Annotated in this window: 24 protein-coding genes and 3 pseudogenes; 21 read left to right on the forward strand and 6 right to left on the reverse strand. The window is 71.7% G+C overall.

Annotation, left to right across the window (positions count from 1 at the left end):
- Positions 1-24 precede the first annotated feature (24 nt).
- The 3 genes from lepA to IEY61_RS23315 all read left to right on the forward strand — a co-directional run bounded on the left by lepA (position 25) and on the right by IEY61_RS23315 (position 2828).
- Positions 25-1902 carry a translation elongation factor 4 gene (gene lepA, locus IEY61_RS23305; RefSeq protein ID WP_189047842.1) on the forward strand — a complete coding sequence of 626 codons (1878 nt, stop codon included), beginning with the start codon at positions 25-27 and terminating at the stop codon, positions 1900-1902.
- Positions 1903-2001: 99 nt separating this feature from the next.
- On the forward strand, positions 2002-2292 hold the full coding sequence (locus IEY61_RS23310; protein ID WP_189047845.1) for a GlsB/YeaQ/YmgE family stress response membrane protein: 291 nt from the start codon (positions 2002-2004) through the stop codon (positions 2290-2292).
- A 248-nt stretch (positions 2293-2540) separates the two neighbouring features.
- Positions 2541-2828: a GlsB/YeaQ/YmgE family stress response membrane protein gene (locus IEY61_RS23315; RefSeq protein ID WP_189047847.1), complete on the forward strand. Its 288-nt coding sequence runs from the start codon at positions 2541-2543 to the stop codon at positions 2826-2828.
- A 140-nt stretch (positions 2829-2968) separates the two neighbouring features.
- Here IEY61_RS23315 and IEY61_RS23320 read toward each other — a convergent pair whose 3' ends face one another.
- From IEY61_RS23320 to IEY61_RS23330, 3 genes are all read right to left on the reverse strand, one after another.
- Entirely contained in the window at positions 2969-3874 is a 906-nt protein-coding gene (locus IEY61_RS23320) for a phytanoyl-CoA dioxygenase family protein (protein WP_229706376.1), read from the reverse strand.
- A gap of 218 nt (positions 3875-4092) precedes the next feature.
- Positions 4093-4956 (reverse strand): hypothetical protein, encoded by an 864-nt coding sequence (locus tag IEY61_RS23325; protein WP_229706377.1) that lies wholly within the window; start codon positions 4954-4956, stop codon positions 4093-4095.
- A 117-nt stretch (positions 4957-5073) separates the two neighbouring features.
- Positions 5074-5868, reverse strand: a complete 795-nt coding sequence (locus IEY61_RS23330; RefSeq protein ID WP_189047851.1) for an enoyl-CoA hydratase-related protein — start codon at positions 5866-5868, stop codon at positions 5074-5076.
- 20 nt (positions 5869-5888) lie between these two features.
- Between IEY61_RS23330 and hemW the strand changes: the two genes are divergently transcribed.
- Positions 5889-7112 (forward strand): radical SAM family heme chaperone HemW, encoded by a 1224-nt coding sequence (hemW, locus tag IEY61_RS23335; protein ID WP_189047853.1) that lies wholly within the window; start codon positions 5889-5891, stop codon positions 7110-7112.
- A gap of 37 nt (positions 7113-7149) precedes the next feature.
- Here hemW and IEY61_RS23340 read toward each other — a convergent pair whose 3' ends face one another.
- Positions 7150-7701, reverse strand: a complete 552-nt coding sequence (locus tag IEY61_RS23340) for a DUF4870 domain-containing protein (protein WP_189047855.1) — start codon at positions 7699-7701, stop codon at positions 7150-7152.
- A 206-nt stretch (positions 7702-7907) separates the two neighbouring features.
- Here IEY61_RS23340 and hrcA point away from each other — a divergent pair, with 206 nt between their 5' ends.
- From hrcA to IEY61_RS23395, 13 genes and pseudogenes are all read left to right on the forward strand, one after another.
- A complete protein-coding gene (gene hrcA, locus IEY61_RS23345) occupies positions 7908-8930 on the forward strand; it encodes a heat-inducible transcriptional repressor HrcA (protein ID WP_189047857.1) in 1023 nt (340 codons plus the stop codon).
- 67 nt (positions 8931-8997) lie between these two features.
- Complete coding sequence (dnaJ, locus tag IEY61_RS23350; RefSeq protein ID WP_189047874.1) at positions 8998-10143, forward strand: molecular chaperone DnaJ; 1146 nt, start codon at positions 8998-9000, stop codon at positions 10141-10143.
- Positions 10144-10156: 13 nt separating this feature from the next.
- Complete coding sequence (locus tag IEY61_RS23355) at positions 10157-10891, forward strand: 16S rRNA (uracil(1498)-N(3))-methyltransferase (protein WP_189047877.1); 735 nt, start codon at positions 10157-10159, stop codon at positions 10889-10891.
- A gap of 547 nt (positions 10892-11438) precedes the next feature.
- Positions 11439-11798, forward strand: a complete 360-nt coding sequence (locus IEY61_RS23360) for a histidine triad nucleotide-binding protein (RefSeq protein WP_189047879.1) — start codon at positions 11439-11441, stop codon at positions 11796-11798.
- Positions 11799-11842: 44 nt separating this feature from the next.
- Positions 11843-13183, forward strand: coding sequence for a serine hydrolase domain-containing protein (locus tag IEY61_RS23365; protein WP_189047970.1), 1341 nt, complete (start codon positions 11843-11845; stop codon positions 13181-13183).
- A 175-nt stretch (positions 13184-13358) separates the two neighbouring features.
- Positions 13359-14105, forward strand: a pseudogene (locus IEY61_RS31440) (PhoH family protein); the annotation flags it as partial.
- A gap of 273 nt (positions 14106-14378) precedes the next feature.
- Positions 14379-14846, forward strand: a pseudogene (locus tag IEY61_RS31445) (LAGLIDADG family homing endonuclease); the annotation flags it as partial.
- A 279-nt stretch (positions 14847-15125) separates the two neighbouring features.
- Positions 15126-15488 (forward strand): annotated as a pseudogene (locus IEY61_RS31450) (PhoH family protein); the annotation flags it as partial.
- A gap of 15 nt (positions 15489-15503) precedes the next feature.
- Positions 15504-15977, forward strand: coding sequence for an rRNA maturation RNase YbeY (ybeY, locus tag IEY61_RS23375; protein ID WP_189047883.1), 474 nt, complete (start codon positions 15504-15506; stop codon positions 15975-15977).
- Entirely contained in the window at positions 15953-17359 is a 1407-nt protein-coding gene (locus tag IEY61_RS23380; RefSeq protein WP_189047885.1) for a hemolysin family protein, read from the forward strand. Before ybeY ends, IEY61_RS23380 begins: the two co-directional genes overlap by 25 nt.
- Positions 17352-17729 (forward strand): cytidine deaminase-like protein, encoded by a 378-nt coding sequence (locus IEY61_RS23385; RefSeq protein ID WP_189047887.1) that lies wholly within the window; start codon positions 17352-17354, stop codon positions 17727-17729. Before IEY61_RS23380 ends, IEY61_RS23385 begins: the two co-directional genes overlap by 8 nt.
- Positions 17726-18643: a GTPase Era gene (era, locus tag IEY61_RS23390; protein ID WP_189047889.1), complete on the forward strand. Its 918-nt coding sequence runs from the start codon at positions 17726-17728 to the stop codon at positions 18641-18643. The genes IEY61_RS23385 and era overlap by 4 nt, the downstream gene beginning before the upstream one ends.
- Positions 18644-18816: 173 nt before the next feature.
- Positions 18817-19920 (forward strand): acyltransferase family protein, encoded by a 1104-nt coding sequence (locus tag IEY61_RS23395; protein WP_189047891.1) that lies wholly within the window; start codon positions 18817-18819, stop codon positions 19918-19920.
- Here IEY61_RS23395 and IEY61_RS23400 read toward each other — a convergent pair.
- A complete protein-coding gene (locus tag IEY61_RS23400) occupies positions 19907-20704 on the reverse strand; it encodes a DUF4097 family beta strand repeat-containing protein (RefSeq protein WP_189047893.1) in 798 nt (265 codons plus the stop codon). The genes IEY61_RS23395 and IEY61_RS23400 overlap by 14 nt on opposite strands.
- 125 nt (positions 20705-20829) lie before the next feature.
- Here IEY61_RS23400 and recO point away from each other — a divergent pair, with 125 nt between their 5' ends.
- The 3 genes from recO to IEY61_RS23415 all read left to right on the forward strand — a co-directional run bounded on the left by recO (position 20830) and on the right by IEY61_RS23415 (position 22717).
- Entirely contained in the window at positions 20830-21657 is an 828-nt protein-coding gene (gene recO, locus IEY61_RS23405) for a DNA repair protein RecO (RefSeq protein ID WP_189047895.1), read from the forward strand.
- A gap of 32 nt (positions 21658-21689) precedes the next feature.
- A complete protein-coding gene (locus IEY61_RS23410; RefSeq protein WP_189047972.1) occupies positions 21690-22466 on the forward strand; it encodes an isoprenyl transferase in 777 nt (258 codons plus the stop codon).
- Positions 22467-22531: 65 nt separating this feature from the next.
- A complete protein-coding gene (locus IEY61_RS23415; RefSeq protein ID WP_189047897.1) occupies positions 22532-22717 on the forward strand; it encodes a hypothetical protein in 186 nt (61 codons plus the stop codon).
- A gap of 54 nt (positions 22718-22771) precedes the next feature.
- Here IEY61_RS23415 and gnd read toward each other — a convergent pair whose 3' ends face one another.
- On the reverse strand, positions 22772-24217 hold the full coding sequence (gene gnd, locus IEY61_RS23420) for an NADP-dependent phosphogluconate dehydrogenase (protein ID WP_189047899.1): 1446 nt from the start codon (positions 24215-24217) through the stop codon (positions 22772-22774).
- A 446-nt stretch (positions 24218-24663) separates the two neighbouring features.
- Here gnd and IEY61_RS23425 point away from each other — a divergent pair, with 446 nt between their 5' ends.
- Positions 24664-24999: a hypothetical protein gene (locus IEY61_RS23425; protein ID WP_189047901.1), complete on the forward strand. Its 336-nt coding sequence runs from the start codon at positions 24664-24666 to the stop codon at positions 24997-24999.
- Positions 25000-25069 lie beyond the last annotated feature (70 nt).

The following is a 25069-nucleotide window of genomic DNA, read 5'->3' on the forward strand; positions in this document are numbered from 1 at the left end:
GTCAGCCGACCAGAACGGACCGCTGTGCCACCGACGCTCGATCCCGGCGCGAACGCTCCTGGTGCCACCGACCTGGCGCGGATCAGGAACTTCTGCATCATCGCCCACATCGACCACGGGAAGTCGACCCTGGCCGACCGGATGCTGCAGCTCACCGGCGTGGTCGACCCGCGCCAGATGCGCGCGCAGTACCTCGACCGGATGGACATCGAGCGCGAGCGCGGCATCACCATCAAGAGCCAGGCCGTCCGGATGCCGTGGACCATCCGCGACGGCGAGCGGGCCGGCGAGCAGGCCGTGCTGAACATGATCGACACCCCTGGTCACGTCGACTTCACCTACGAGGTGTCCCGCTCGCTGGCAGCCTGCGAGGGCGCCATCCTGCTGGTCGACGCGGCCCAGGGAATCGAGGCGCAGACGCTGGCGAACCTCTATCTCGCGCTCGAGAACGACCTGCACGTGATCCCGGTGCTCAACAAGATCGATCTGCCGGCCGCCCAGCCGGAGAAGTACGCCGAGGAGTTGGCCCACCTGATCGGCGGCGACCCGGCGGACTGCATCCGGGTCTCCGGCAAGACCGGCGACGGGGTTCCGTACCTGCTCGACGAGATCGTCCGGCAGTTCGTCCCGCCGGTCGGCGACGCCGACGCCCCGGCCCGAGCGATGATCTTCGACTCGGTCTACGACGTCTACCGGGGCGTGGTCACCTACGTCCGGGTCATGGACGGGCGGATCGGTGCCCGGGACCGGATCAAGATGATGTCCACCGGTGCGGTCCACGAGCTGCTGGAGATCGGGGTGATCTCGCCAGAGATGGTGAAGGCCGACGCGCTCAGCGTCGGCGAGGTCGGCTACCTGATCACCGGCGTGAAGGACGTCCGGCAGTCCCGGGTCGGTGACACCGTCACCATCAACAACCGGCCGGCCGCCGAGCCGCTCGGCGGCTACAAGGACCCGAAGCCGATGGTCTACTCCGGCCTGTACCCGATCGACGGGTCGGACTACCCGGCGCTGCGGGACGCGCTGGACCGGCTCAAGCTCAACGACGCCGCGCTGGCGTACGAGCCGGAGACCTCCGGCGCGCTCGGCTTCGGGTTCCGCTGCGGTTTCCTCGGCCTGCTGCACCTGGAGATCATCCGGGAGCGGCTGGAGCGGGAGTTCAACCTGGACCTGATCTCGACCGCGCCGAACGTGGTCTACCGGTCCATCCAGGAGGACGGCGAGGAGGTCGTGGTCACCAACCCGAGCGAGTACCCGACCGGCAAGATCGCCGAGGTGTACGAGCCGATGGTGCGGGCCACCGTGCTCACTCCCACCGACTACGTCGGCGCCGTGATGGAGCTGTGCCAGGGCCGGCGGGGCAGCCTGCTCGGGATGGACTACCTCTCCTCCGACCGGGTGGAGCTGCGCTACACACTGCCGCTGGCCGAGATCATCTTCGACTTCTTCGACCAGCTCAAGAGCCGTACCAAGGGCTACGCCTCGCTGGACTACGAACCCTCCGGCGAGCAGGCGTCCGACCTGGTGAAGGTCGACATCCTGCTGCACGGCGAGCCGGTGGACGCGTTCAGCGCCATCGTGCACAAGGAGAAGGCGTACGCCTACGGCACCACCATCGCGGCGAAGCTGCGCAACCTGATCCCGCGCCAGCAGTTCGAGGTGCCGATCCAGGCGGCCATCGGCAGCCGGGTGATCGCCCGGGAGACCATCCGGGCGATCCGCAAGGACGTGCTCGCCAAGTGCTACGGCGGCGACATCAGCCGCAAGCGCAAGCTGCTGGAGAAGCAGAAGGAAGGCAAGAGGCGGATGAAGATGGTGGGCCGGGTGGAGGTCCCGCAGGAGGCCTTCATCGCCGCGCTCTCCTCCGACTCAGGCGACGGCAAGGCCGCGGGGAAGAAGTGACGTGGTGTCATGGCCGGTTTGGGATTTCGGTGCCGAGGGAACTGGATCGGCACGACAGGAACCCCCGCAGAATGACATCTTCCGGTTAGGAGAGCGACAATGGAGCTCACCGTCTGGGGCATCATCACCGCGTTGATCGTCGGTCTGATCGTCGGCGCGTTGGGCCGTCTCGTGGTACCAGGCCGGCAGGACATGCCGATCTGGCTGCACATGCTCATCGGCGTCGGTGCGGCGCTGCTCGGTACGGTGCTTGCCCGCGCGATGGGCATCGCCACGGTCACCGCCGGTGTCGACTGGGCCGAGCTCGCGGTCCAGGTCGCGCTGGCCGCGATCGCGGTGGCCCTGGTTGCCGGCGTGGGAAGTCGCCGCCGCGGCGTCACCCACCGGTAACCACATCCGCCTCGCCGGCGCCCGGCCGTATCTGGCCGGGCGCCGGTTGGCGTATTTCCCGTCGTGCGTCGGGCCGGACGGGCCCCGTGGTGGCCATGTTCTGCGGTGTCTCGGATCCGCTGTGCTGTCTCAGCCCCGATGCGACGTCCCGCCGGGAAAGTCGGTTTGGGAAGTTCGCGGCTCGGGCATTAGGCGGTCACGACAGCAGAGCCACGAAACGTGGAACTTCTTTTGTGAAGGAGAGCGACATGGAGCTCACCGTCTGGGGCATCATCACCGCGCTGATCGTCGGTCTGATCGTCGGCGCGTTGGGCCGGCTCGTGGTACCGGGCCGGCAGGGCATGCCGATGTGGCTGCACATGCTCATCGGTGTCGGCGCCGCGCTGCTCGGCACCGTGATCGCCCGCGCCTCCGGCTTCGCCGAGACCGCCGGTATCGACTGGCGGGAGCTGATGCTTCAGGTGCTGCTGGCCGCCGTCGCGGTCGCGCTGGTCGCCGGAGTGGGCCGCAGCCGTCGGGGGGTCACCCACCGGTAACAGCTGATCTCGAAAAGGCGCCCGACATCCAGGTCGGGCGCCTTTCGTGTGTGGTACACCCGGTGAGTGCGGGCACGTAGGTGTTAAAAGGGGCCCCTTTTACTACGCCAGGCGTTAAAAAGGGGCCCTTCCTTACCCGCTCAGCGGAGCCAGGGGATGTTGCGGTTGAGCTGGTTGCGCTGCTTCAGTTCCTTGCGGAGCGGGATCTCGTCGTCGATGTAGCCGTCCCAGTTGATGCCCCAGTAGTTCGCGGTGTGGGTGCCCTCGCCACAGAGTTGGCGCTGCACCGGCGTGCGGTTGGCCCACCACTCGCCGTCCTTGTCGATGTGCAGCTCGTCCAACGGGCGGATCCACCGGTAGGTGTAGCCGACGAAGAGCATCTTGCGGGTGATGTTCGACAGGTTCGTCGAGCGGGAGTGCCACTGGCGGCGGTCGAAGATGAAGGCGTCGCCCGGGTTGGCGGTGATCTCGACGGTGCCCTCCGGGTCCGGGTTGTGCACCGTGGTGTCCGCCGGCCGGGGCAGCGAGTTCCACAGGTGGCTGCCGGGGATCACCTTGGTCGCGCCGCGACCGTTCTCCGACAGGTCGGAGAGCACGTAGGCGACCTTCAGCGAGAACATCGGCCGGGGCAGGTTCGGGTCCATCGTCTCCGGGTCGGAGTTCTGCCGGTACCCGTCCTGGTGCCAACCCCAGTACGGCTTCTCCGGCTCCAGGGCCGGCGGGGTGACGTCCAGGTGGTTGTGGTGGGAGTAGATGTTCCACCCAGCCAGGCCCCACATGTACGGGAAGGCGATCGGGTGGGTGAGCAGGTCACCGAAGAGTTCGTCGCGGTCGAGGAAGCCCAGCAGGTGCAGGGTGCCGTCCTTGGTGGTCTTGCCCTTGGCCTTCTCCTCCTCGTACACCCGGTCGACCGCGGCCTCGAGAGCGGCCCGGTGGTCTTCGGTCAGGACGTTGCGCAGCAGGAGGAAGCCCTGCTCATGGAACTCCTTGCGGTCGACGTCGCTGATCGGTTCGTAGCCGGTCCGGTCGCCGTAGTCGAATGCCACGTCGTACCCCTCCCCAAGAGGTGAAACCATTTCTGGCACAGGCAGCCGATCGTAACGCCCTTGGCCGAGCATCGACAGGCACCCTGCGGGTATCGCGCGGGCATGGCGACCGACAGCCGCGACGCGACTACCGACAGCTACTTTCGCCCTGCGTGCCGCCCGTCTCGTGGGGAAAAGCCGGATTTTGCGGTGACTGCGGGTAAGGCCGTCGGGATCCGCTACGCGTCCGCGAAGACCTCTGCGACCACCTCGGCGGGCTGGTCGACGTCAGCGTCGACCCGGCTCCACGAGCGCCCTCGGTTGGTCCACTCCAGGTCGCCGAAACGGACCCGTTTCACGCCGTGGTCGTTGGCGTGCGCGACCAGCCAGTGCGCGTACCGCCAGCCCTCGCGCTGGTTCCCGGCCGCCACCGTCAGGCCGGTCAGGCTGGCCGTGGTGGCCGAGGGCGCCAGCCCCCAGTCGAGCTTGAGCCCCCGGTTCAGGGCGGTGGCGGCGGCCTCGCCGCGCATCGCCGGATCCCCGCCGAAGGTGCAGACCACCGCGCCGGTGGCGTGGCCGAGCAGAGCCCGGGCGAGCACCTCCGACTCGTCGGCCCACTTCTCGTATGCCTCCGGGAAGGCGGAGCGTTGCACCTTCTGTGCGGCGTCGGTGACCCGCATCTGCTCCCAGCCGCGCACCTTCTTCAGCGCCGCGTAGAACTTGTCGGCCGCGTACCGGGGGTCGCGGATCTCCTTGGGGCTGCCCCAGCCCTGACTCGGCCGCTGCTGGAACAGCCCGACCGAGTCACGGTCGCCGCCGGCCAGGTTGCGCAGCCCGGACTCCTGGTACGCGGTGGCCAGGGCCACCACCACCGCCCGGTCCGGCAGCTCTTGCTGGATGCCGATGGCCGCGATGGTCGCCGCGTTGGCCATCTGGTGCGAGTTCAGGGTCACCGTGCCGTCGGCCTGCACCGTGCATGTTCGGCCGACCAGCGGCAGGTTCAACTGCTCGCCGACCTGCCGCATGGCGAGAACGACGCCGATCACGGCGATCAGCACGAGGACGACGCAACCCGTCACGACTGCCCGAGTCCGCACCCACACCTCCCGTACGACGACCCGCCAAGCGTACGTCCCCGTTCGGCCAGTACGCCGTCGTCCGTCCGGTTGCACCCGGCCCGCGACGCGTACGCCGCGAGCGGTGGTTCCCCGTCCCGGACGCTACTCACCCCCGTCGAGCTCGGCCACCCAGCGCGGCGGGCGCTTCTCCCGGAACGCGGCGACCCCCTCCACCCCGTCCGCGGAGCGAAAGTACCGGGTGGAGAGGGCGGTCAGCTCCGCCAGTTCGGCGCGCAGGTCGGTGGCGACCGGGCGGCGCAGCAGAGCCTTGACGCCGGCCAGCGCCGCCGGGGCACCGCGCACCAGCGAATCCCGGTAGCGTCGCACCGCGTCGTCCAGCTCGTCGGCGGGCACAGCGGCGGTGACCAGGCCGATCTCGGCGGCCCGCCGGCCGTCGAAGATGTCACCGGTCAGGTACAGCTCGGCCGCCGCCCGGGAGTGCAGCCGGGGCAGCACGGCCGCCGAGATCACCGCCGGGATCACCCCGATCCGTACCTCGGTGAAGGCGAACGTGGCCCCGGCGGCGCAGACCGCCAGATCGGCCGCGGCGATCAGCCCCAGGCCGCCCGCCCGGGCCGGGCCGGCGACCTTGGCCAGCACCGGCTTCGGGCACTCCCGGAGCGCCGCGAGCACGTCACCCAGCATCCCGGCCGGCACCGTCCCGCTGGCGTACGCCGCCGCCGTCTCCGTCAAATCCGCCCCGGAACAGAAGACCGGGCCGGTGTGGTCCAGCACGATCACCCGAACCGCGTCGTCGGCGACCGCGGCGGCCAGCCCTGCCAACAGTTCGGTCATCAACGGGGTGGAGAGCGCGTTGCGGTTGTGCGGGCTGTCCAGGGTGAGGGTGCTCACCCCGTGGCCCGTGGCGACCCGTACCAGCGCGTCGGTAGACGTCATGAGACGGCACACTAGTGGCCATGCCCGGCGTCCTTCCAACAGGCGAACCCGTCCCCACCGACGGGTCGCTGCCCGCCGCCGCCCGCGCCGCCGTGGGCGAGCGCGGTTTCGGGGTGTACCTGCACGTGCCCTTCTGCGCCAGCCGCTGCGGCTACTGCGACTTCAACACCTACACCGCCGACGAGTTGGGCGGCGGGGCGAGCCGGGACAGCTACGTCGACACCGTGCTGGCCGAGCTGGCGCTCGCCGCGCGGGTGCTTGGCGACGCGCCACCGGGCCGGGTGGACACCGTCTTCGTCGGCGGCGGCACCCCCACCCTGCTGCCCGCCGGCGACCTGGCCCGTCTCCTCGACGCCGTCGACCGGACCTGGGGGCTGGCCGGCGACGCGGAGGTGACCACCGAGGCCAACCCGGAGTCGGTCACCCCCGGGTCGCTCAAGGAGTTGCGGGCCGCCGGCTACACCCGGATCTCGCTCGGCATGCAGTCGGCAGCGCCGGGGGTGCTCGCCGTACTCGACCGCCGGCACAGCGCCGGCCGCGCCACGGCCGCCGCGCTGGAGGCCCGCGATGCCGGGTTCGACCACGTCAACCTGGACCTGATCTACGGTACGCCGGGGGAGCGGGCCGAGGACTTCGCCGCCTCACTGGACCAGGTCGTGGCCGCGGGGGTGGACCACGTCAGCGCGTACGCCCTGATCGTCGAGGACGGCACCCGGCTGGCCGCCCGGATGCGCCGCGGCGAGCTGGCGTACCCCGATGACGACGTCGCGGCGGACCGCTACCTGGCCGCCGAGGCCGCCCTCGACGCGGCCGGTTTCTCCTGGTACGAGGTCTCCAACTGGGCCCGTACGCCGGCCGCCCGCTGCCGGCACAACCTGCTCTACTGGACCGGCGGCGACTGGTGGGGCCTCGGGCCGGGGGCGCACAGCCACGTCGGCGGCGTGCGCTGGTGGAACGTCAAACACCCCACGGCGTACGCCCAGCGCCTGGCCGCCGACCGGTCGCCCGGCCTGGCCCGCGAGGTGCTCACCGGCGACGAGGCGCAGATGGAGGAGGTCATGCTCCGGCTGCGGCTGGCTTCCGGGCTGCCGCTGGACGTCCTCGACGACGCCGGCCGGAGCGCCGCGGCCCGGGCGGTGGCCGAGGGTCTGCTCGCGGCGCCCGACCACGCGGCCGGCCGCGCGGTGTTGACCCTGCGCGGCCGGCTGCTCGCCGACGCCGTGGTGCGCGACCTGCTGCCGTGACGTGCCACCCGCCGGCGGGTGGACCGCCGGCGGGAGGTCACTTGACCATGCTCACCGTCATCGGGTAGCGGTAGAGCTGCCCCTCGTTGGCCTTCACCCCGGCGATGATGCCGAACACGATGCCGATGATCATCGCGGCGAAGCCGACGAGGATGCCGATGCCGATGCAGCTGAGGATCCAGCCCGCCAGGGCGATGATCGACCAGAGGAGTTGGAAGTTCAGCGCGGCCACCGCGTGCGCCCGGGCGGTCGGCGACTGGTTGCCACGGGCGATCATCGCGACCAGCGGCGCGATCCAGCCGAGCACCCCGCCGCCGATCAGCATTCCGGCAGCCCCGCCGAAGTGGGCGATCAGCGCCCAGGTCTTGTCCTCGTTGTTGGCGTAACCGGCGGGCGGTGCGCCGTACCCGCCGGGCGGGTAGCCGCCGGGTGCGCCGTAGCCGCCGGGTGGGGGGTAGCCGCCGGGTGGGGGGTAGCCGCCGGGTGGCGGATACCCACCGGGCGGGGGATAGCCGGGCTGGCCAGGAGACCCGGACAGTGGAGTCGTGGGTTCGTCGCCGGACTCTGGGGGGCGAGGTGGTTCGGTCATGGAGGTCACGGTAGGTGCCGGCGGCAACGGCCACCAGAGCGACACCGGCGGTTCCGCCCTCCGATCGGGCGATCGGCCCGGTCGGCCTTTGATCATCGCGCTGATGGGGGGCCGCGACGTAGACTGGCACTCGCTACAGTCGAGTGCCAGAGCATTCGCCGGCGGCCGTGGCGCTCCGGACCGAGCTGTGACAGGAGGTGGGGAAGGTGAGTCTCGACGACCGCAAGCTCGCTGTGCTCCGGGCGATCGTCGAGGACTACGTCGCCACCCAGGAGCCGGTCGGCAGCAAGGCGCTGGTCGAGCGGCACCAGCTGGGCGTATCGCCGGCCACCGTCCGCAACGACATGGCCGTGCTGGAGGAGGAGGGCTTCATCCGACAGCCGCACACCAGTGCCGGCCGGGTGCCCACCGATCGTGGTTACCGCCTCTTCGTCGACCGGCTGAGCCGGGTCAAGCCGCTCAGCCCGGCCGAACGCCGGGCGATCGAACGCTTCCTGGCCGGCGCGGTCGACCTCGACGACGTGGTGCACCGCACGGTCCGGCTGCTCGCCCAGTTGACCCGCCAGGTCGCCGTGGTGCAGTACCCGAGCCTGGCCCGCTCCCGCGTACGGCATCTGGAGCTGGTGCCGATCTCCACCACCCGGCTGATGCTGGTGATGATCGCCGACACCGGCCGGGTCGAGCAGCGGCTGGTCGAACTACCCGCGCCGATCCTCGCCGACGATGTCCTCGACCTGCGTCGACTGGCCAACGAGAAGCTGGTCGGCGCCCGACTGTCGGAGACCCCGCCGCTGGTGCAGGCCCTCATCGACGAATCCCCGCCGGACCTGCGTCCGGCCATGACGACCCTGTCCACCGTGCTGCTGGAGACGCTGGTCGAGCGGCACGAGGAGCGGATCGCGCTGGCCGGCACCGCGAACCTGACCCGCGGCGGCCTACTGGACTTCCACGGCTCGCTACGGCCGATCCTCGAGGCGCTCGAGGAAGAGGTCGTGCTGCTCAAGCTCATCGGCGAGGTGGAACCGAGCACACTACGAGTGCGCATCGGTGACGAGAACGAGATCGACAACCTGCGGGCGGCTTCGGTGGTCAGCACCGGATACGGCCCGGGCGCGACCATCGTCGGGGGGATGGGAGTGCTGGGACCGACCCGGATGGACTACCCCGGAACAATCGCCACGGTGCGGGCCGTGGCACGCTACGTGGGCGAACTGCTGGCCCAGAACTGACCAATCAGGGTCGGCGGTGGGCCGTCGACCGGCGTAACCCGAGACGAACACGAGGACACGGAACGCAGTGGCCAGGGACTACTACGGCATTCTCGGCGTGAGCCGGGACGCCTCCGATGACGAGATCAAGCGCGCCTACCGCAAGCTGGCGCGGCAGTTCCACCCGGACGTCAACCCGGACCCGGAGGCACAGGAGAAGTTCAAGGACATCAACGCCGCGTACGAGGTCCTCTCGGACGATCGAAAACGGCAGATCGTCGATCTCGGTGGCGACCCGTTGGCGCCCGGCGGCGGCGGTCCCGGTGGCCCGGGCGGGCCCGGCGGGGCCGGTCCCTTCGTCGGCTTCCAGGACATCATGGACGCGTTCTTCGGTGGTGCCACCGGCGCCGGTCGAGGCCCGCGACCGCGTACCCGGCCCGGGGCGGACGCGATCCTGCGGCTGGAGCTCGACCTCCAGGAGACCGCCTTCGGCGTCGAGGCACCGATCACGGTCGACACGGCGGTGCTCTGCACCACCTGCACCGGGGCGGGTACCGCCGCCGGCACCCACCTGGCCACCTGTGAGGCCTGCGGCGGCCGGGGCGAGGTGCAGTCGGTGCAGCGGACCTTCCTCGGCCAGGTGGTCTCGGCGAGGCCGTGCACGGTCTGCCAGGGCTACGGCACCACCATCCCGAACCCCTGCCCGACCTGTGCCGGTGACGGCCGGGTACGCACCCGCCGGTCGCTGACCGTCAAGATCCCGGCCGGGGTCGAGGACGGCATGCGCATCCGCCTCGCCCAGCAGGGTGAGGTCGGTCCGGGGGGCGGCACCGCCGGGGACCTCTACGTGGAGATCCACGAGCGACCGCACGACGTCTTCTCCCGCAAGGGCGACGACCTGCACTGCCGGGTCACCGTGCCGATGACCGCCGCCGCGCTCGGCACCCGGTTGACCATCAAGACCCTCGACAGCGAGGAGCCGCTCGACGTCAAGCCGGGCACCCAGCCGGGCAGCACGCTGCGGCTGCGGGCCCGGGGCGTACCGCACCTGCGCGGCACCGGCCGGGGCGACCTCTACGTCCACCTGGACGTGCGTACGCCCACGAAGCTCGACGCCGACCAGGAGCGGATGCTGCGGGAGTTCGCCAAGACCCGGGGCGAGGAGGTCGCCGAGCTCACCAAGCAGGGCGGCTTCTTCTCCCGGATGCGCGACGCCTTCAACGGCCACGCCTGACCGGCCGTTACTCGTGTCCGCTCCACTGTTCCTGGTCGAGTCGCTGCCCACCGTCGACTCGATGGTGCTCGACGGCCCGGAGGGGCACCACGCCGCCACCGTGCAGCGGTTGCGGGTGGGCGAGGAACTGCTGCTCGCCGACGGTCGGGGCGGCACGGCCAGCGCGGTGGTCACCGCCGTCGGCCGGGGCACCCTCGACCTCGACGTCACCGGTCGTGGGTACGTCGACGCGGCGAACCCCCGGCTGGTGGTGGTGCAGGGCATCGCCAAGGGCGATCGGGGTGAACTGGCCGTGCAGGCGATGACCGAGGCGGGGGTGGACGAGATCGTCCCCTGGGCGGCCGGCCGTTCGGTGGTGCAGTGGCGCGGTGACCGGGGCGTACGGGCCCGGGGCAAGTGGGTGGCGACGGCCCGGGAGGCGGCGAAGCAGGCCCGCCGGGCGTGGCTGCCGGTGATGGCCGGCGCCCCGGACGAGCCCACCCCGTCGGTGGCCCGCCGGATCGCCGGCGCCGCCGCCGGGTACGTCCTGCACGAGGAGGCGACCGACCGACTGACCACCGTCGAGTTGCCCGACCGCGGCGAGATCGTGCTGGTGGTGGGCCCCGAGGGTGGCATCACCCCGGCCGAGCTGTCGGCCTTCCGCGACGCCGGCGCCCAGCCGGTCCGCCTCGGCCCGGCGGTGCTGCGTACCTCCACCGCCGGCGTGGCGGCCCTGGCGGTCCTCGCCACCCGCCTCCTGCGCTGGTAGCCAGCCTCAGCCTCCAGCCCTTACCCGCGCCGTCCCTGCCCGCGCCGCCCCTACCCGCCGCCGTGCCGCGACTCCGTGCCGTGCCGCTGGTGTCGGCCCTCGGGAGCGGATCTCTCTGGCCGATCCCGGGTTCAACTACTCGCTGACCCGCGAACGGTGAGTTCGTAGGCCGCACTGTCGCGTAGGACACCGCAACTCGCGACTCAGCGCACAGGACACCGCAATTCGCGGTCTCAACCGGCCCGGAAGCGCCGGCATGCCGCAACCCGTGCCGCCCACAGGGCCGGACACCCCAACATGCCGCAACCCACGCCCGCCCTGGGCGCCCCAACACCCCGACATGCCGCAACCCGCACCCGCCCTGGGCGCCCCAACACCCCGCCCCCAGGCACACGCCGAGTACCTCACCCTGCCGGCGGCTCCCAAAGCGGGCGGGGACAGGAAGGCGGGCTCGGCGGGCGATGGCCGGCGCGATTCGGGTGGGGGAAGTCCGGGACGAGCGGCGGGCTGACCCGTCGCCGCACCCGTCCCTACCTACACTGCCGGGATGGGAACCGACTGCTTGTTCTGCCGCATCGTCGCCGGGGAGATTCCGGCGACGATGGTCCGTGAGACGCCCACCACGCTCGCCTTCCGGGACATCGATCCGAAAGCGCCGGTGCATGTGCTGGTCATCCCGAAGGAGCACTACGCGGACGTGGCCACCCTGGCTCAGGGCGACTCGGCCCTGGCGGGTGAGGTGCTGGCCACGGCCGCCGCGGTGGCCGAGGACGAGGGCCTGCTCGGCGACGGGTTCCGGCTGATGTTCAACACCGGGACGTACGGCGGCCAGGAGGTCTTCCACGCGCACGCGCACCTGCTGGGCGGGGCGCCGCTCGGCCCGATGCTGGCCCGGAGCGTGGCGTGAGCTCGGCCGTCGGCCGTACCGCCGCCGCCGGTCACCTGGACCGGATGGTGCGGCAGGTCCAGGCGCAGGCCCGGGTGCCGGCGATCTCGGCGGCGGTGAACCGGGCCGACCGGCCGTTGTGGACCTGCACGGTCGGCGGCACCGGCAACGACACCGCCCTGGACGAGCAGACCCGGTTCCGGATCGGCTCGGTGACCAAGACCTTCACCGCCGTACTCGTCATGCAGTGCCGCGACGACGGCCTGCTCGACCTCGACGATCCGCTGGAGCGGCACCTCGACCTGCCGGCACACGGCGAGCTGACCGTACGCCGGCTGCTGTCGCACACCGCCGGCCTGCAACGTGAGCCGCACGGCGACGTCTGGGACACGTTGCGTGCGCCGGACGCCGACCGGCTGATCGCCGAACTGGCCCGGGCCGAGCGGGTGCTGCCGCCCGGGCGCCGCTACCACTACTCCAACCTCGGGATGGCGCTGCTCGGCCGGCTGGTCGGGCAGTTGCGCGGCGGCACCTGGGCCGAGGTGCTGGTCGAGCGGGTGCTGACTCCGCTGGGGCTGACCGCCACCACGGTCTCCCCGGGCCCCCGGGCGGCGACCGGGTTCCTGGTCGACGCGTACTCCGACGAGGCGCGTCCGGAGCCGCCCACCGACTTCGGCGCGGTCGGTCCCGCCGCGCAGCTCTGGAGCACCGCCGCCGACCTGGCCCGGTGGGCCGCTTTCCTGGCGGATCCGGCGGCGCTGGACGCGGCCGGCCGGGTGCTCGCCCCGGCGACCCTGGACGAGATGCGCTGGCCGGTGACGGTCACCGACGAGACCCTGTGGGCCGGCGGTTTCGGCCTCGGAGTGATCCTGGTGCCGCAGGGGCAGCGGGTGGTGCACGTCGGGCACGACGGCGCGATGCCCGGCTTCCTCGCCGGGGCGTACGGCCGGCGGGGCGGCGAGGGCACCCCGGCCGCGCTGGGCGCCGCCGTGCTGGGTTCCTCCGGCACCGCGGTCGAGCTGCTGGAGCTGACGCACCGGCTGCTCGCCGCCGCGGTCGAGCACGACCCGGCCGACATCGACCCGTGGCGGCCCGGCGAACCGGCCCCCGAGCACGTACGCGGACTGCTCGGCCGCTGGTGGGGAGAGGGTTTCGAGTATGTCTTCAGCTGGCACGACGGGACCCTGCGGGCCCGGGGTGCCGGCGACCCGCCGGGGAGGCCGCCGGCGATCTTCGCGCCCGTGCCGGACCGGCCGGACGTGTTCCGGACCGTCTCCGGTCGGGAGGTCGGTGAGCTGCTGCGGCTGACCCGGGATGGCGACGGCGCGGTGGTCCGGATGCACTGGGCGACCTACCGGTTCACCCGGCACCAGGAAACCTTCGACCGGTACGACTTCCGGGTCTGACCCGCCCCGGAATCGGCTGCCCGTTTTGTCCGCTGCCGCGTGTCTGTCGCAGCGGTGGAATGGGCAGCCTGTCGGGGCTGTCGACCCGATACGATGGTGGCAACGTCCGCACGCCGCGGCGACCGGCCCGGCGTTGAGATCGAGAGCAGGTGCGCAGGGCCCCTCGGCCCGACCCATGACCGGCACCCCACCTCCCGGCCCGCCCCGGGTGCAGACCAGGATCACGGTCCCCGACTCGAAGATCATGGTGAACCTGCTCGGCGCGGGTGACGAGATCCTGCGACTGGTCGAGCGCTCGGTGAACAGCGACGTGCACGTGCGGGGCAACGAGATCACCATCACCGGCGCTCCCGCCGACAACGCCCTCGCCGAGCGGCTCTTCAGCGAACTGCTCGAACTCATCGAGAAAGGCGAGATCCTGACCACAGACGCCGTCCGGCGTACCGTCGGCATGCTCGAACAGGGCGGCGCGGAGCGGCCCGCCGAGGTCCTCACCCTCAACATCCTCTCCCGGCGCGGGCGCACCATCCGGCCCAAGACGCTCGGGCAGAAGCGCTACGTGGACGCGATCGACGCGCACACCATCGTCTTCGGCATCGGCCCGGCCGGCACCGGCAAGACCTACCTCGCCATGGCCAAGGCGGTCCAGGCGTTGCAGGCCAAGCAGATCAACCGGATCATCCTGACCCGGCCGGCGGTGGAGGCGGGGGAGCGGCTGGGCTTCCTGCCCGGCACGCTCAACGAGAAGATCGACCCCTACCTGCGCCCGCTCTACGACGCGCTGCACGACATGCTCGACCCCGAGACCATCCCGAAGCTGATGGCGGCGGGCACGATCGAGGTCGCCCCGCTGGCATATATGAGGGGAAGGGCCCAGCCGTACGACGCGCGGGTCCTCACGCCGGAGGGGTTCAAGCGGTTCGGCTCGCTCCAGGTCGGCGACCTGGTCATCGGCTCGAACGGCATGCCGACCCCGGTGATCGGCATCTACCCACAGGGACCCAAACAGGTCTACCGGGTCACCACCGGAGACGGGGCGTCCACCCTGTGCTGCGGTGAGCACCTCTGGACCGTCGCGACACCGGAGGACAAGCGGCGCGGACGCCGGCGCACGCTGGAGACGCGGGAGATGATCGGCCAGGAGTGGCGGGGCCACACCCGCCGCTACGAGCTTCCGGTCGTGGCGCCGGTCCAGATGGAGCCGAAGGACGTCCCGCTCGACCCGTACGCGCTCGGGTTGCTGCTCGGTGACGGTTCCATCTCGTCGCGAGCGACGCCGGGGTTCAGCACGGCGGACCCGGAGCTCGCTCGCGCCATCCAGGAGGCGCTCGCCGACGTCGAACTCGTTGGCAAGAGCGAGTACGACTACGTGCTGCGGCACGTCAACGGGCACCGGGGCGGGGTGATCGTCGCCAACCCGGTGACGGTCGCACTCCGCGAGCTGGGCCTGGCCGGAACGACGTCGGGCACCAAGTTCGTGCCGGATGTCTATCTGCGTAACAGCCTCGACGTCCGGCTGGCTGTTCTACAGGGCTTGCTGGACACCGACGGAGGGCCGGTCGTGCAGACGGGCCGCACCTGCCGGGTGCAGTACGCGACGACCTCCGTCCGCCTTCGCGACGACGTGATCTACCTGGTCCAGTCGCTGGGTGGGGTCGCGACGTGGCGCGGCCGTGCGGCCGAGGGCCGTACGCCCGGTCGGGCAAATGGCCGCCCGGTCCATTACCGGTCCGACGCCTACGTGCTGGATATCCTCCTGCCCGAGGGGATTCCGCCCTTCCGCCTGTCCCGCAAGCGCCAGCGGTACGAGGAGTGCGGTGGCGGTCGGCCGATGCGGTTCATCGACTCGATCACCCCGGCCGGCGTGCAGGAGACCATGTGCATCCAGGTGGCGGCGGAGGACTCGCTCTACGTCACCGACGACTTCCTGGTCACGCACAACACGCTCAACGACGCGTTCATCATCCTCGACGAGGCGCAGAACACCACGCCCGAGCAGATGAAGATGTTCCTCACCCGGCTCGGGTTCGGGTCGAAGATCGTGGTCACCGGTGACGTCACCCAGGTGGACCTGCCCGGCGGGACGACCAGCGGCCTGCGCGTGGTGCGGGACATCCTGGCCGGCGTGGAGGACGTGCACTTCGCGCAGCTCTCCAGCGCCGACGTGGTGCGGCACCGGCTGGTGGGGGAGATCGTCGACGCGTACGCCCGGTGGGACGCCGAGCGGGAGAACCAACAGGGGCAGGGCGTGCACGCGATGTCCGGGCGCAGCGCCCAGGGTAACCGCGCCGGCCGGCGCCGCTAGACCAGGGGAAGAAAGTTGTCCATCGAGATCGCCAACGAGTCCGGTGTCGAGGTCGACACCGACGCCGTGCTCGCCGTCGCCCGGCACGCGCTCGACGAGATGGGGGTCAACCCCCTCGCCGAGCTCTCCGTGCTGCTGGTCGACATCGACTACATGACCGAGCTGAACCATCGCTGGATGGGCGGCGAGGGTCCGACCGACGTGCTCGCCTTCCCCATGGACGAGGGCAGCGTCGACCACGGCCCGGGCGAGAACGCCTCCGCCGGCGGCGAGCCGGCGCTGCTCGGTGACATCGTGCTCTGCCCCGAGGTGGCGGCGAAGCAGGCGGCGGCGGCCGGGCACAGTGCCGGCGACGAGCTGCACCTGCTCACCGTGCACGGGGTGCTGCACCTGCTCGGCTACGACCACGCCGAGCCGGAGGAGGAGCGGGAGATGTTCGGTCTGCAGGCCCGGTTGCTGTCCAGTTGGCGGTCGACCCGGTCCCGGTGATGGAGACATTCCTGGCCGCGTCCGCCGCCGGCCTACCCGACCTGCAACTGCTCGTCTTCGCCGCCGGGCTGGTGGTGCTCGCCGGCCTGATCGCGATGACGGAAGCCGCCCTGGCGGCGGTCTCACCGGCCCGCGCCGCCGAGCTGGCCCGCGACGGCGCACGGGGCGCCCGTACCCTCCAGGTGGTCGCCGGTGACGTGGTCCGTCACCTCAACCTGCTGTTGCTGCTCCGGCTGCTCGCCGAGCTGACCGCCACCACGCTGGTGGCGCTGGTCGCGGTGGACACCTTCGGCGCGGGCTGGTGGGCGGCGCTGGTCACCGCCGGGGCGATGACCGTGGTCAGCTTCGTCGTGGTCGGCGTCGGCCCGCGTACCCTCGGCCGGCAGCACGCGTACGCCGTGGGCCGCGCCGCCGCTCCGGCGGTGCGTTGGCTGGGGCGGGTGCTCAACCCGCTGGCCTCGTTGCTGATCCTGATCGGCAACGCGGTCACGCCCGGCCGGGGTTTCCGGGAGGGGCCGTTCGCCACCCAGGTCGAGCTGCGCGAGCTGGTCGACCTCGCCGAGCAGCGCGGTGTGGTGGAGCACGGCGAACGGCAGATGATCCATTCGGTCTTCGCGCTGGGTGACACCATCGCCCGCGAGGTCATGGTGCCGCGTACCGAGATGGTGTGGATCGAGTCGGGCAAGACGCTCTCCCAGGCGCTCGCGTTGTTCCTGCGGTCCGGCTTCTCCCGGATCCCGGTGATCGGCGAGAGCGTCGACGACGTGCTCGGCCTGCTCTACCTCAAGGACCTCGTCCGGCGTACCCAGGGCGGTGCCGCCGAGGACCGCCAACTGCCGGTGGCCGAGCTGATGCGGCCGGCCACCTTCGTGCCCGACTCCAAGCCCGTCGACGATCTGCTGTCGGAGATGCAGGCCGCCCGTAACCATCTGGTGATCGTGGTCGACGAGTACGGCGGCACCGGTGGGCTGGTCACCATCGAGGACATCCTGGAGGAGATCGTCGGGGAGATCACCGACGAGTACGATGTCGAACGCCCGCCCGTCGAGCAGCTGCCCGACGGCGCGGTGCGGGTCACCGCCCGGTTGCCGGTGGAGGATCTCGGCGAGCTGTTCGACACCGAGCTGCCGCACGACGAGGTGGAGACCGTGGGTGGTCTGCTCGCCCAGGCCCTGGGGCGGGTGCCGATCCCGGGCGCGGCGGCCGAGGTGGCCGGGCTCCGGCTGCTCGCCGAGGGCACCACCGGTCGGCGCAACCGGATCGACACGGTGCTGGTGTGCCGGGTGGAGCCGACCGAACCGCAGGACGAACCGGCTGGTGGAGCGACCGCCGCCGGGGGCGACACCGACCGATCAGAGGAGAGGCAGTCCGCCGATGCCTGAGTCAACCGCCGTACCGACCGCTCGCCCCACCGGCGCCGACCTGACCGCCGAGGACGACAAGTTGGTCATCCTCGCCCGTGGGGCGCGGGGTCGGGTGGGTGCCGTGGAGGGCGCCGCGGTGCGGGATCAGGACGGGCGGACGTACGCGGCGGCGAGCGTGTCGCTGCCCTCGTTGGCGATCACCGCGCTGCAACTGGCGGTCGCCTCGGCCGCGGCGGCGGGCGCCACCCGGCTGGAGGCGGCCGTGGTGGTGACCGAGGCGTCGACCCTGGACGGCGCGGGCTACGCGGCCGTACGTGACCTGGCCGTCGACGCCCCGATCCACCTGGCCGCGCCGGACGGCACGGTGCTCGGCACGGTGACCGGATGAGCGCCGGCCTCGGCGGGCCCGCCAACCTCGGAGAGCGGCCCTACCGGGCGGGGTTCGCGTGTTTCGTCGGCCGGCCCAACGCGGGCAAGTCGACGCTGACCAACGCGATCATCGGGCAGAAGATCGCCATCACCTCGAACAAGCCGCAGACCACCCGGCACGTCATCCGGGCGGTGCTGCACCGGCCGGAGTCGCAGCTGGTGCTGGTCGACACGCCCGGCCTGCACCGCCCGCGCACCCTGCTCGGCGAGCGGCTCAACGACCTGGTCCGGCAGACCTGGAGCGAGGTCGACGTGATCGGCCTCTGCATCCCCGCGGACGAGCAGATCGGCCGCGGCGACCGGTTCATCACCGGGGAACTGGCCGGGCTGAAGGCGACGGTGCTGGCGGTGGTCACCAAGACCGATCTGGTCGACCGCAAGCGGCTGGCCGAGCAGTTGCTCGCCGTCAGCGAGCTGGGTGACTTCGCCGACGTGGTTCCGGTCAGCGCGGTCTCCGGGCATCAACTGGACACCCTGGTCGAGGTGATGACGGGCTACCTTCCCGAGTCTCCGCAGCTGTACCCGGACGACATGCTCACCGACGATCCGGAGCAGGTGCTGGTCGCGGAGCTGATCCGGGAGGCGGCGCTGGAGGGGGTCCGGGACGAGTTGCCGCACTCCATCGCGGTGGTGGTCGAGGAGATGATCCCCGAGGGGCAGCTCATGAAGATCTATGCCGACGTGTACGTGGAGCGGCCCAGCCAGAAGGCGATCGTCATCGGCCATCGGGGCAGCCGGCTCAAGGAGGTCGGCACCACCGCCCGGCGGCAGATCGAGGAGTTGCTCGGCACCCGGATCTATCTCGATCTGCACGTCCGGGTGGCCAAGGACTGGCAGCGCGACCCGAAGCAGTTGCGCAAGCTCGGTTTCTGAGGACGGTCGTCCGGTCGCGGGGGCGCAATCCGGGCGATCGTCCTTGATTGCCTGATCGGTACCGGTCAGGCATATGGGAAGGTTCACTTTCCCGCCGGGTTTCCGGGCGTTTCCGAGGCTTGCCCCGGAGGGTAGGGAGGTACTCCACACCCTCCGGATACAGATGCAGGCTGATGCGAAACAGATACCTGGACGTGCTGCGTGCCCTGGCCATCGTGCGGGTCGTCGTCTACCACGTCACCGGTTGGGCCTCGCTGACGTTGCTGTTCCCGGCGATGTCGGTGATGTTCGCCCTCGCCGGGTCGCTGATGGCGGCTTCATTGAACCGGTCCGGGCCCATGGCGGTCGGCCGGCGGATGCGGCGGCTGCTGCCCTCGCTGTGGGTGGTGGCCGCGATCTTCGTGCCGGCGATGCTGCTCACCGGGCTGCCACTGACCCCGAAGGTGCTGCTCTGGCTCTTCCCCGTGGCCGACCCGCCGGCGAACCACTGGGGTGCGTTGGCGCTGAGCCCGATCTGGTACCTGCGTGACTACCTCTGGTTCGTGCTCGCCTCCCCGATCGCCCTCTGGCTGTTCCGGCGCTTCCCGCTGCCCACCCTGCTCGCCCCGTACTGCCTGCTGCTCGCCATCGAGCTGGGCATCTACCCGAACCCGCACGGCGTACTCCGGGAGTTCGGTCTCTACTTCGGGGCCTGGCTGCTGGGCTTCGCCCACCAGGCCGGGATGCTGCGCCGCCTGACCAACCGGGTGCTGATCCCGGTCGCGCTCGTCCTCGCGGCGGTCGGCGGCGCCTGGATCCTGGCCCACCCCGGCCCGCGGGGCTACGACCTGAACGACATCCCGCTCGGCAACGCCCTCTGGTCGGCCGCGTTCATCCTGGTGGCGCTGGGTCGGGCCCCGGCGGCCGCCGCCTGGGCGGACCGCAACGCGGTGTTCGGCCGGGCGGTGACCGTGCTGAACCGGCGGGCGCTGACCGTCTACCTGTGGCACATGGCGTTCGTGGTGGCGCTCACCCCACTGGTGGACGTGGTCGGCTGGTCGCACCAGGACCTGCTGGGTCTGGCCATCCGGATCGTCCTGGTCTTCCTGCTGGTGGGCGTGGTGACCGCGCTGTTCGGCTGGATCGAGGACGTGGCGGCGCGGCGTCCTCCCGAGCTGGTCCCCGGCAGGCGACGCCCGCCGGTGCCGGCGGGCCGCCGGCACGCCGAGGGCCGCGCCGGCGACGACCACCGGGTGCCCGGTCAGCGTGACCGGGCCGGCGAGGTCAACGTGAGGTGACGGTGATGTCGCCGCTGCCGGTGCGTACGTCGAGCACGTGCGAGGCGGACGGATCGTGTGCGACGTCCAGTTCGACCTGCCCGGAACCGGCCTTCGACCGCACCTGGTACGCGCCCGCCGGCACGGTCAGGTTGACGTCACCGCTGGACGCGTGCACCCGGGCGGAGGCCGGCCGGTCCAGCTCCACGCTGACGTCGCCCGAGCTGGCCTCGGCGTTCACCTCGCCGCCGAGCCGGCTGGCCGTGATGTTCCCGGAGGAGGCGCGGAGCACGACCGGCTGGGCCACGTCGTACACCTCGATGTCGCCGGAGCCGCTCTGCACCCGCACCGGGCCGGCGGCGTCGGACACCCGGACGTCGCCGGAGCCCACCTTGACCTCGACCGAGCCGACGCGGGTCAGGTCGAAGTTGCCGGAGCTGGTCTCGCCCTGGACGCTGACCCCCGCGCCGCTGGTCACCTCGTAGGAGACGCTGCACCGCTGGCCGCACGAGGTGTCCAGTACCAGCTCCGTGCCCTTGATCTCGTACGTCGGCCCTGGCTGGTCGCCCTGGTAACGCACCACACGCTTGATCCGTACGCTGTCCGCGTCGCCGTCGGCCCGGACCACCACGTCGCCGGAGCCGGGCAGCACCCGGATCGCGGTGACCCGGGCGGACTCGGTGGTGTCGTAGTGGAGGTAGCTGAAGAAGGGGTTGCTGTCGCATCCGGCGAGGACGATCATGGTGGCCGCCGCGGCGATCGCCATGGCCTTGCGGGGCAGTGCGGTGGTCAGGTGCTGAGCCATGCCGAGCACGCTACGGCCGGCGCCGGCGTACCCGCATCGGGGATCCCCGGCACCGCAACCCCGAGCGGACCCTGAATTCCGACCCGGGGTGCCACCCGCACCGCGGCCGGGAGGAGAATGGCGCGATGGCCGGGTACCGCCGACAGCTCTACCGCGACGACGCGGTGGTGCTGCGCGTCCAGAAACTCGGCGAGTCGGATCGGATCATCACCCTCCTCACCCGGCGGCACGGCCGGCTGCGTGCGGTCGCCCGAGGGGTGCGCCGGACCACCTCGAAGTTCGGTGCCCGGCTGGAGCCGTTCGGCCACGTCGACGTGCAGCTCGCCGGTGACCCCAAGGGGGAGCTGGGCAGCTCGCTGCAGAGCGTCAGCCAGGTCGAGGGGATCGACCTGTACGGCAAGCGGTTCCTCGGCGACTATCCCCGCTACACGGCGGCCAGCGCGATCGCCGAGACCGCCGAACGGCTCACCCCGGTGGAGCGGGAGCCGTCGCTGCGGCTGTTCCAGCTCACCCTGGGGGCGCTGCGGGCCCTCGCCGAGGGCAGCCACGCCCCCACCCTGGTGCTCGACGCGTACCTGCTGCGGGGCATGGCCCTGGCGGGCTGGGCGCCGGCGCTGACCGCCTGCGCGGTCTGCGGCACCCCCGGGCGGCACCGGGCCTTCTCCGTACCGGCCGGTGGCGCCGTCTGCCCGGACTGCCGCCCACCCGGCGCTGCCCACCCGGCGCCGGCCACCATCGACCTGATGTCGGCGCTGACCGCCGGTGACTGGCGGGTCGCCGACGCCGCCGACACCGGGGTACGCCGGGAGTGCAGCGGGTTGGTCGCGGCGCACCTGCAATGGCACCTGGAGCGCGCGCTACGCTCGCTGCCGCTGGTGGACCGGGGCGGCCCGACCCCCGGCACCGTCCGGTCACCCGGCGGTGGAGACGTGAGCAGGGAGAGAAGCGAGTGATCCGAGCCAGCAGGCCCGGCCGGCGTGAGCCGGTGCCGCCGACCCCACACCCGTCGGGCGCCCGACCGCCGGCACTGCCGCCGCAGGCGGTGCCCCGGCACGTCGCGGTGGTGATGGACGGCAACGGCCGGTGGGCCAAGGAGCGCGGGCTGCCGCGCACCAAGGGGCACGAGGCGGGGGAGTTCTCCCTCTTCGACACCGTCGAGGGCGCCATCGAGATGGGCATCCCCTACCTGTCGGCGTACGCCTTCTCCACCGAGAACTGGCGGCGTTCGCCGGACGAGGTCCGGTTCCTGATGGGTTTCAACCGGGACGTCATCCGCCGCCGCCGGGACCAGTTGGTCGACCTCGGCGTGCGGGTGGTCTGGTCCGGTCGGGCCGGGCGGCTGTGGAAGAGCGTCATCAGCGAGTTGCAGACCGCCGAGGAGATGTCCCGGGACAACTCGACGCTGACCCTGCAGTTCTGCGTCAACTACGGCGGGCAGGCGGAGATCGCCGACGCCGCCGCCGCGATCGCCCGGGACGTGGCCGCCGGCCGGCTCGACCCGGCGAAGGTGACCGAGAAGACCATCGAGCGCTACCTGTACCACCCCGAGGTGCCCGAGGTGGACCTGTTCCTGCGGCCCTCCGGGGAGCAGCGCACCTCGAACTTCCTGCTCTGGCAGAGCGCGTACGCCGAGCTGGTCTTCCTGGACACGCTCTGGCCCGACTTCGACCGCCGGCACCTATGGTACGCCTGCGAGCTGTACGCCCAGCGGGACCGCCGCTTCGGCGGCGCGCTGCCCAACCCGGTGGCACCGACCACTTGAGGGCTTAGCGGAGGGCCAGGTTGGGTATCACCGCTCGCAGCAGCCACTGACGGAGGTGAACCCACATGATCCGCAAGCGCGTTGCCCAGTGGGCGGTGATGGCCGTGGCGGTTCCGGTGGCGGCGGCCGGTGCGCGCCGGCTCAGTCACGCGCTGGAGTCGCGGCGTGGCTCGTCCCGCGCCAGTCGAATGCTCAGCCGGGGGGCCGAGCTGATCCGCCCACAGAAGGCCAAGCGTCGCCGCTTCTTCTGACCCGCCCCGCCCACGCCCCCGCCGATGTGGACGGGGGCGCGGGCGCGTGGTCGATCAGGCCTCGACCTCGGCGCGGTCCGGAGTGGCCCAGAGGGTGTGGAAGGAACCGTCGCGGTCGACGCGGCGGTAGGTGTGCGCGCCGAAGTTGTCCCGCAGGCCCTGGATGAGGGCGGCGGGCAGGCGCTGGGCGCGCAGCGCGTCGAAGTACGCCAGCGACGAGGCGAACGCCGGCGCCGGCACCCCGACCCGAGCCGCCTCGGCGACCACCCGCCGCCAGCTCGGCACCCCGTCCCGCACGGTGTCGGCGAACCACGGCGCCACCAGCAGGCTGGGCAGCTCCGGCTGCTCGTCGTAGGCCTGCTTGATCCGGTCCAGGAAGCGCGCCCGGATGATGCAGCCGCCCCGCCAGATGGTCGCCGTGCCGCCGAGGTCGATGTTCCAGTCGTACTCCGCGCTGCCGGCCCGGATCTGGTCGAAGCCTTGGGCGTACGCGACGATCTTCGAGGCCAGCAGCGCGCGCCGGACGTCCTCGATGAAGGCGTCGCGGTCACTGACCTGCCACTTCTCCCCGGCGTCGGGGAACGCCCGCTGCGCGGCCTCGCGCTGGCCGACGTGCCCGGACAGTGACCGGGCGAAGGTCGCCTCGGCGATGCCGGTGATCGGGATGCCCAGGTCGAGGGCGATCTGGACGGTCCACCGGCCGGTGCCCTTCTGCTCGGCGCGGTCCTGCACCACGTCCACGAACGCCTCGCCGGTGGCCGCGTCGGTGTGCGCCAGCACGTCGGCGGTGATCTCGATCAGGAAGGACTCCAGCTCGCCGCTGTTCCACTCCCGGAAGATCTCCGCCAGCTCGGACGGCGTCGCGCCCAGCCCGGCCCGCAGCAGGTCGTACGCCTCGGCGATGAGCTGCATGTCGGCGTACTCGATGCCGTTGTGGACCATCTTGACGAAGTGCCCGGCGCCGTCCGGCCCGATGTGCCGGCAGCACGGCTCGCCGTCGACCTGCGCGGCGATCTTCTCGAAGATCGGCCCGAGCTTGCGGTACGACTCGGCCGAGCCGCCCGGCATGATGCTCGGCCCCCACAGCGCGCCCTCCTCGCCACCGGAGACGCCGGTGCCGACGAAGTGCAGCCCCGTAGCCCGCAGCGCCTCCTCCCGCCGCCGCGTGTCGGCGAAGTGCGCGTTGCCGCAGTCGATGATGATGTCGCCCGCCTCCAGCAGCGGCACCAGCTCGTCGATCACCGCGTCGGTGGGCCCGCCCGCCTTGACCATGACGATCACCGCGCGGGGGCGTTCCAGCGCGGCGACGAAGTCCGCGAGGGACTCCGTCGGGACGAAGGTGCCCTCGTCGCCGTGCTCCGCCACCAGCGACCGGGTCCGCTCCGGTGAGCGGTTGTGCAACGCCACGGTGAACCCGTTGCGGGCCAGGTTGCGGGCCAGATTCCGGCCCATCACCGCCAGCCCGGTCACACCGATCTGCGCCGTCGCCCGATCCGCCATCCTCGTCGCCACCTTCCGCCGTCGACCTGTAGTGCTGCGACGGTATACCGGGCCGGGGATCGTGCGCGTCATCCCCCCACCGCTGGTCACCAGGTGGTCGCGAAGCGCACGCCGACAGGCCGCCGCCGGCGCTTCCACCACGGGTGGCGCAGCCGGATTCGTGAGGCAGCCGCGTCGGGCCGGTAATTCGGATGCGTCGCCGTCGACCGGGGGATAACGTGCCGGTCATGCGCAAGTGACGTCCGTTTCATCGAGCCGGTCCGCCGCCCCTGGTGCTGCGGACCCGTCTGCTCCGGGCGTCCACGCATTTCTTCCCGCTGTCGCGTCGATGGCGTCATCCGTGGTCGCCGTGGGGCAACTGTCCGGCGAATCCGTACGACCGCCACCGGCGGTCACCAGACGCGGCGGGGCGCGACCCCCGCGACCCGCCGAGCGAGGAGGCCCTGATGCCTGCCAGCCGTAAGCCGAAGAAGTCCCGCACCAGCCCGGTCCCGAACCTGACGCCGGCCGACCTCGCCGCCGCAGCGGCGGCGGCCGCACCGCCGGTGCCGGTGGCCCTCACCTCGTCCCTCGCCGCACCGGCCGATCCGCTGGCGGTCGACCCGCTGGCGGTCGAGCCGACAGCGCCGGCCCGGTTGCCGGCGTCGGACCGGTCCGCCGCACCGGTCGACCGGGCCGCTGCGCCGACGGCCGGCCCACCGGCCGATCGGGGCAAGGGGTTCAGCGTCGGCCGCACCCAGCGGGCCGGGGCGGTCCGGCGGTACGCCTTCCGGCGTAGCTGACCCGCCGGCAACCCGTCTGTGGGTGCATCTGTGGTCCCTCGGGCGACCACAGATGCACCCACACCGCCGG

Origin of the sequence: Micromonospora sonchi (genome assembly GCF_014646235.1) — a bacterium.
GTDB classification, from domain to species: Bacteria; Actinomycetota; Actinomycetes; order Mycobacteriales; family Micromonosporaceae; genus Micromonospora; species Micromonospora sonchi.